The organism is Acaryochloris sp. IP29b_bin.137 (genome assembly GCF_028285745.1).
Lineage (GTDB): Bacteria > Cyanobacteriota > Cyanobacteriia > Thermosynechococcales > Thermosynechococcaceae > Acaryochloris.
In genome coordinates this window covers 1-7,664 of the sequence record NZ_JANQOP010000227.1, presented here as the reverse complement: position 1 = coordinate 7,664, position 7,664 = coordinate 1, and the positions used below count along the sequence as shown (strand labels likewise).

Sequence of the window (7,664 nt, the reverse complement as noted above, 5' to 3'; positions counted from 1 at the left end):
AATTCAGATCTCTTGCTTGACTAGATCCTGATTCTCAGAGAGGCCTATGTAATTGTCAGGCGGTCATGTATTCGGTCTATGTAATTGTCGCCTATTAGCACTACCGACGAACTGATTTCAAAACTCCTGCTTGCGTCTTCTTCCTAGCAGACACCATTTTCTGATCTATCTGCGTAGAGATATTTAGATTACATAGGCAATAAACGAACGGCTTCTCCGCAGGGGAAATCGTTTAGCATTAATCCTCCTGGCGTCACAACCCATAACACTGGTAGTTCTGGATCTGGATCTGGAAATTCACCGTAACCATCAGTCAGGTATACGCACACGGCCTGGGCTTGCCGATCCCAGCGCTCGTCAACTTTTTTAAAAAAAGGCTGAAACGAAGTCCCGCCTCCACCCTGGGGCTGAGGAATAGGACTGTTTGGATTTAACTCATGGGGACCATAGGCATCAGCATCGACATAATAAAGCTCGCACTGTAAATGAGGATAAGACCTAAGGATGCCCTGTACTTCACTCAAAAACATGCGGAGGTCTGATTGATCAATGGAACCACTCGTATCAACAGCAACGTAAACCTTCACGGATTCACCTACCAAAGATTCTAGATAGAGTCCTTGGCCAATGAAACGGCGATCAAATCCTAAAAAGTCTGTGGGGGTCTGCACTAAATAGCGCCATAGATAAGCTCGCCAATCTAGCTGAGGAGTGGTGAGTAACATCAGTTCACGTTCTATACCAGCTGGGACTCGGCCTTGATTAGTAGTGCGAGCAATGATGGTGGCTTGCTGGAGAGCGTTGCGCCAGTGGACTTCTAAGGTAGCCTTTCGAGCTTCTGACAAGCTGTCGGTTCTATTGGAAGGAGTTGAGTTTTGGAATGTTTCCGTCTGAGAGATGACTTGAGTAGGGTCGGTCGCAGGCTGATCGGTATCATAGGTTTCGCTGGTAGGACGCTTGCCTGCAACATCTTCCTTACCTCCAAAAGCTTGCATTGCTTGACTAGTATTACCTTCTGATTCAGAGGGATTAGCATCTTCAGGCGATTGGCCAAGAAGATCTGGATTAGGTAGGTTCAGTTGTACAGAATCTTCTTTCTGCAAAAGCTCATAGATTTCCTCAACGCTCAAGTTCTCGAGCTTTTTGTCTCGTACTGGATTGGGAGGAAGTTCAAAAACATCTTGCTGAGCAATAATGCCGTTCACCACAATATCGGCAGCAATATTCCATGGCTTCGGATCACGAACACCCCGACGAATAGCATGCATCAGAGCTGCGTGCAAAACTTCATGGAGAAGAAGTCCATCTTGCTGGGTTGAGGGGAGTGATCTTAAATACTCAGCATTGAAAAATATATCTTTCCCATCAGTTGCGGCCGTACTTAGGCATTGTGAAGGGACAAAGCGGGCAAACAAAGCCAAGGTTGCAAAAAATGGCGACTTCATCCGAAGTCGCAGCAGAGAAGCACTAATTAACTTTTGAGAGTCTGTCGACATGGCAATTAAATGTTCCCATTGTTAGGCTACCCATCTATGTTGGGGAAACCTGAGGATAAGGTATGGAAGTTACCATTACCTGTTTTCCAACAGCTAGCCCAAGACGGAAACCGATTGATTTGAGCTGCAGCTAGAGCAAGTTTACAAATGGATAAGATATGACACCTGCGGAACTCAAAATCTATCTCGAGAACTTAATCTCTAGACAGCTCAAAATCAGTACGATGATTTGGGGACCTCCAGGTATTGGTAAATCTAGTATTGTCGGTCAACTAACGCACGAACATAAGATGGCCTTTGTGGATGTGCGTCTCAGCCAATTAGCCCCTACTGATCTGCGCGGATTACCTGTAGCTTCAGATGGGATGTCAAAATGGTATCCACCGGAGTTTTTGCCCCGTGATGGCCAAGGGATTTTATTTTTAGATGAGCTAAACATGGCTCCACCCGCGATGCAGGGGGTGGCTCAGCAGTTAATCCTAGATCGTAAAGTGGGAACCTATACAGTTCCTGAAAATTGGTTTGTCTGGGCAGCCGGGAACCGTAAAGAAGACAGAGCAGCAGTATTTGACATGCCGACTCCTTTAGCCAATCGCTTTCTCCATCTTCAGGTAGAACCAGATTTTAATAGCTTCAAAGCCTATGCTTTAGAAACAGGCGTTCATGAGCAGGTAATTGCTTTTCTATCCTACCGCCCAACACTGCTACATAAGCTTGACCCCCAACAACCTGCTTGGCCCTCGCCAAGATCATGGATAATGGCTAGTGATCTTCACAAGGCTGGACTAGATTTAGCGCCAGCAGTCGGGCCAGGAACTACTGCTGAGTTTGTAGCTTACATCCAACTGTATGAGAACTTGCCAAATCTCACACCAATCTTGGAGGGACAGGGCAACCACATAACTTTTCCCACCGAACCTTCGGCTCGCTATGCAACGGCGATCGGGTTAGCAGTACGAGCAGCTAGTGCCCATGAGGCTTACAACGCTTTTACTTGGCTCAGCCAAACTGCAACCCCAGAGTGGGTGCAGCTTTTCGCAGTGGATTTATTTCGGGTAATGCGGTCAATGGGACAAATGGGAGCTTTAGCGGCTCTTATTCAGAAAGATTCACGGCTCCAAACTTTTCTCAAAGACTTTCAACAGCTTATTGGATTGTAAATTGATGACCAATTCTGATGACACAGTATTAGCTGGAAGTCTTGAAGTGGAGAGAGCACTGGCATCAGATGTTAGTACCACTGCTGAACAACTCCAGACGTTAGCAGATTCTTCAGATGCAGCCACTCGAGAAGCCGTAGCAATTAATCCTAATACTCCCTTCGAGGTGCTTCTGAGCTTGGGTGCTGAGTTCCCAACCCAGTTACTGGATAACCCAGTCTTTCCGCTGCTTTTGCTGGAACATCCCAATTGGCTGGAGGAGGTTTCTCCCACAACTCTTCGTAGTTTACTGAAGCAAAAAAATGCTCCTAGCTATCTTCTAGAGCAGGCGGCAGATAAAGCTGATTTAGAATTGCAGTTGAAATGGGTAAGACATGGTCAAACCTCCGCTAAGATCCTGAGCTGCTTAACTCGTAGTCGCCACCAACAGGTTGTCGAGGAAGCTCAGCTCCACGTTAATTTAGTTGGAGAAGTAATCGAGGATTACGAAAAGCAAGTCAAAGTTTCGATTTCTAACTTTCTTGGTCAATCCAGCTTATCTCCCCAATACACGAATCAGTTAGAAGCTCTAGTCCAAATCTGTGCAATTCCTAATCAAATTTCTGAATTCTGGATAGAAGAACCGTTTTATCGCAATTTTTGTCGAGAGATTGCGGCATACCCCTCTGCTGATCCGATATTACTGACCCAGTTAGCTCGCCATTCCGATGAACGTGTCCGTCAAATAGTGCTAAGAAATCCTAGCTTACCTACCACAACGTTGCGGCAATCAGCTCAACAAGACTCAGTGCGGTGCTATGCTGCTGCAAATCCATCAATACCAGCAGATCTTGTAGAAAAACTAGTCCAAGATTCAAGTGAAGATGTTCGTTTTGCTTTGGCTAGAAATCCTCAAGTATCAGTCTCTACCTTGATGATGTTAGCCAGTGATTCTGACGGTAGTGTGGCTCATGCCGCTGGCCAAGCCCTCAGCTCAAAACGTCTAACTGAAATACAACAAAGTGATCCTCAAATGATCGCTCAAATCATGAAAGCTCATACAAATCCTTCTGAAGATGATAGGACTGTTCCCGCACAGCAACTAACGATTCAAGAGCTCCAAGCTCTAGCATCAAATCCTGAAACAACGGCAGATATCCTTAAAATACTTTCTCAAGGGCCGTTGAAACTACGTGAAAAAGTTGCAGCTAATCCCAATACTCCTGCTAGTTTGTTAGCAGAAATGGTCTATGACGGCCAAGAACGGATCCGTTGGGAGGTTGCTCGCAATCCCAACACGCCACTAAAAGTGCTATTCAAAGAGTTGGCTCGGGATCCTAAAATCCATGCAGTAATTGGCTTACAGATGTCTAGCCAATGGTACGACAACCCTGAGAAGGAACATGTGTTGGATATTATAGCTGCAGAAAGTACGAGTCCCCTCCTGAAACTATTACAGCAACTGATTCGAGAAGGAGGTAAGGCTGCGCGTTTGTTCTTAGCTCTGAGAAGCGATCTGCCCGTAGAACTTTTAACCCACTGGCCAGGTCAAGCTGAAGTTGAGGTAAGGGTCGCGATTGCTCAAAATAGCAATACTCCAGCTTCTGTCCTAACACAATTGGCCCAAGACACAAATCCAGACATTCGACATGCTGTTGCCCAAAATATAGCCACAGAGGCTACAACTTTAGAATTAATGTTGCAACATGACCAAGACAGTTATCTGCGAAGCCTGATTGCAGCCCATCCTGCTTTGCCAAGTTCTGTTTTAGAGGAATTAGCTAAGGATAATGATCGAGCCATCCGGTGTAGTGCGATGAACAACCCCAATCTTTCTTCTGAAGTGGCTAAACAAATTGTGTGTGGGGATTATGCCAATGAATACTTGCTGCTTCACCCCGATTACTTCACCAAGCATCCAGAGCATCGAACTGAAATCCTTAACACCTACGTTGATACCTGGCCTTTGAACGCTCGTTTTTGGGTGCTAAGGCAGCCTGAAATGTCGATTACTGTACTTCAAGATAAAAGCCAATCTGAGGATTGGCTGGACCGTTTTGCGATTGCTGAGAATCTAGCAACGCCGTTAGAAATCCTGCAAACATTAGCGGCAGATGTCAATAGGTTAGTTAGAGCTGCAGCCAAGCAAAGGCTATAAATATAACCCTTACTCCATTCATCATCAAATAGACTGAGCATGCATCCCTACTCGACGGATCATTCACAAACCCCAACCCCTGCATCATCACTGACAAACCCTCAAGATTTTCTGGAGGCTGTTTTAGCAGGACAACGTAATTTTGTAGGTGCGGATCTGGAAAATGCTGATCTCAGTGATGCTGATTTATCTAATCTTGATTTGAGACAAATCAATCTATGTGGTGCAAATCTGTCTGGGACTAACCTGAATCATACAGATTTAACTGAAGCGAATTTAGACAATACCAATTTAACAAATGCTAATTTAACAAGGGCCAACTTGACACGATGTGACCTACGAACGGCAACGTTAAAGCCGCAAAACTGGTATTGGGCCAACCTCAGTTGGACGAACCTAACGGGACAAAACTTGAGTCATGCATGTCTTGAACGGGTAGATTTTCAAGGCGCTAATCTTAGTGAAGTGAATTTAAGCCAGGCTGATCTAACCCATGCCAAGCTGGATGCAGCTAAGCTTCATTCTGCCAATTTAACAAAGGCAACATTACATGCAGCTTACTTACCCTATGCGCAACTAACCTCTGCTGATTGCTCTGGCGCTGAGTTGACTTGGGCTGACTTAACGGGGGCAAACTGCACACAGTCAAAATTCCAGCATGTCAATTTCAATATGGCGAGATTGCGTCAAGCCAATCTTCAATCTGCGAATCTACATAAAGCCTATTTGAAACACTGTAAACTCAACAAGGCTGACCTTAGTTCAGCAAACCTACAAAAATCTGACTTGACTGAAGCGGATTTAAAGGACGCTCTCCTCGTACAAACTGATCTACGAGGTGTTGATCTATCTGGTCATGAGGAGATTGATTTTTCTGCCTCAATTACAGGTCCTCATCCGAGCGAACAGATCGAGGTATCGAAGCAACTTGAGCTTGATAGTTGTGGCACTTCTGTCGCTCTAAGTGCAGATAGTCAACTGCTGGCTTATTTAGATTGGGATAATCAAGTGACCGTGATGGATACTAGATCGGGCACTAAAAAGCAAAAGATAGATATTCAATCGGACCCAGTTGTTTCTAATGTTTTCAAAACCGATGGTCAGCAACTTTACCAGTATTTATACCAGAACGAGCTGAAACTTTGGAATGTCGTTAATGGAGAGTTGAAGGAAAATTTAAAGGATCATCCTGAAAATTTAACTTCTGTGGTCTTGAACCACCAGGCAAAACTCATGGGGATGACCGGAGTTGGAGAACCATATGAGGAGTATGACTTAGGGCATGAGCGAAGAACTTTCAAAGGTTACTCCAGTGGTATTTGTGCAGAGGCTGAGAGTTCAGATGGATATCTAATTGCTCGTAGTCATGATAGTTCAGTTGGTCAAATTGAACTCCTGAAGCGGGAAACTGGTGAAGTTATTGAGATCTTCAAGGGGCATTGTGTCCCAGTTCAATCATTAGCTTTTAGCCCTGATAGTCAGATGTTAGCAAGTTTCAGTGCCAGCGAATTTAAGATTTGGGACATTGCTGCTGGTGCCGTCATGTTTGAAGAGAAAATCAATGTGATGTCAGAGCATATACCTACTTTGGCGTTTGTGTTCAACAATAATTCCGATGAACACACTCTGCTGACCGACCATTTTTTTTCAAAATTCTACCATCGAGATGCAGTAGCCTCATCCCGTCAATCTGCTAGAGATAAAATACTAGCCAGACGTAGAGAACGCAGATTGGGCAAGAGTCAAACCATTTCTGTGGATTGGAATGCTCAAGGAGGCGGTTCTATATCTCCAGCCCATTCTGTATTGAGTGGTAATGGTCAGGTTCTAGCAAGACAATATGGTGAACAGCCAGCACAACTGTGGAATTTGAAAAAGACTCAGGCAATCGGGAGTCTGGTGTTTAAAGATGATGCCAACTATCCGTTAGCACTGAATTTTTCTGGAGATGTTTTAGCGGTAGGTAACTGCAACGGGTTTAGTATATGGGATTTAACGACGCTCACTCTCAAACACCGATTCACTGGGCATGCAGATTATCTCCGCTATCTTGCCTTTAGTCCAGATGGTCAACTGATCGCCAGCTCTAGTTGGGACAACACCATTAAGCTCTGGAATTTAGAAGAGGAATCGGAAATCGCTACACTTCATGAATATACCTGCGTTACTTGCCTTACTTTTAGTTCGACAGGTTCTTTATTTGCCAGTGGTGATCGTGATGGCATAATCAAGTTCTGGGATCTTGAAACTCTCTCAGTTCTGCTAAGTTTTAGAGGGCATGACCGCGATGTTGAAAATTTAATATTCAGTGCTGATAATCAATTTTTAGTGAGTAGTGGTGATGATCGAAAAATCAGGTTATGGCAAATCACCTCTAATAATGTTTAGAAGACCTGCATGTAAAAGGAATAAGTTAATAAATCAGCTCAGAATTTATGTAATGAGTACTTTTACAACGCTATTTATCATGCTTTCTTTCTCTAAGATTTCTCTTAGCAATCTCAGGGATGCTTAATGAACGTTTAAAGTCTCTCAATTTCTGGAGAACTGGAATCGGAGTATTTGGGTGACTAGCAATTTTTTCTAGTAACAGTGGCTGTGGATACCAATTATTCAACACTGTGTGTAATGTTTCATCTCGTTGTTCAGCTAGCGATTCTAAAATTGACGCTGGAGTATTGGGGTGTTTCATGAGGCAATCGATTACAATATCTTCACCTTCATGGTCTCCAAACCAGTTCTTATTACCTTGTGCAATTATACGCTTAAAAGTTCAACTCATTTCGGGTTTTTATCCAGTTGACCCAACAAATCGGCTGTTTAACCTACATGAACAACAAAGAAAGAAGAAACAGGCAATTGCATCGCCTC

Annotated in this window: 5 protein-coding genes; 4 read left to right on the top strand and 1 reads right to left on the bottom strand. The window is 44.1% G+C overall.

The window, feature by feature from the left end; genetic code table 11:
- Positions 1-188 precede the first annotated feature (188 nt).
- Positions 189-1,496, bottom strand: coding sequence for a VWA-like domain-containing protein (locus Q0991_RS15675; protein WP_299489900.1), 1,308 nt, complete (start codon positions 1,494-1,496; stop codon positions 189-191).
- Positions 1,497-1,654: 158 nt separating this feature from the next.
- Between Q0991_RS15675 and Q0991_RS15670 the strand changes: the two genes are divergently transcribed.
- From Q0991_RS15670 to Q0991_RS15655, 4 genes are all read left to right on the top strand, one after another.
- Positions 1,655-2,656 carry a MoxR family ATPase gene (locus tag Q0991_RS15670; RefSeq protein WP_299489897.1) on the top strand — a complete coding sequence of 334 codons (1,002 nt, stop codon included), beginning with the start codon at positions 1,655-1,657 and terminating at the stop codon, positions 2,654-2,656.
- Positions 2,657-2,660: 4 nt separating this feature from the next.
- On the top strand, positions 2,661-4,793 hold the full coding sequence (locus tag Q0991_RS15665) for a hypothetical protein (protein ID WP_299489895.1): 2,133 nt from the start codon (positions 2,661-2,663) through the stop codon (positions 4,791-4,793).
- Between the two features lie 39 nt (positions 4,794-4,832).
- A complete protein-coding gene (locus Q0991_RS15660) occupies positions 4,833-7,181 on the top strand; it encodes a pentapeptide repeat-containing protein (RefSeq protein ID WP_299489892.1) in 2,349 nt (782 codons plus the stop codon).
- A gap of 302 nt (positions 7,182-7,483) precedes the next feature.
- On the top strand, positions 7,484-7,664 hold a 181-nt coding region (locus Q0991_RS15655; RefSeq protein ID WP_299489890.1), incomplete at its 3' end, for a hypothetical protein.

Bases quoted from the DNA above. Each gene is read 5' to 3' on its own strand.
- Q0991_RS15665 (WP_299489895.1), top strand. From the start codon at position 2,661: ATGACCAATTCTGATGACACAGTATTAGCTGGAAGTCTTGAAGTGGAG.
- Q0991_RS15660 (WP_299489892.1), top strand. From the start codon at position 4,833: ATGCATCCCTACTCGACGGATCATTCACAAACCCCAACCCCTGCATCA.
- Q0991_RS15670 (WP_299489897.1), top strand. From the start codon at position 1,655: ATGACACCTGCGGAACTCAAAATCTATCTCGAGAACTTAATCTCTAGA.
- Q0991_RS15675 (WP_299489900.1), bottom strand. From the start codon at position 1,496: ATGTCGACAGACTCTCAAAAGTTAATTAGTGCTTCTCTGCTGCGACTT.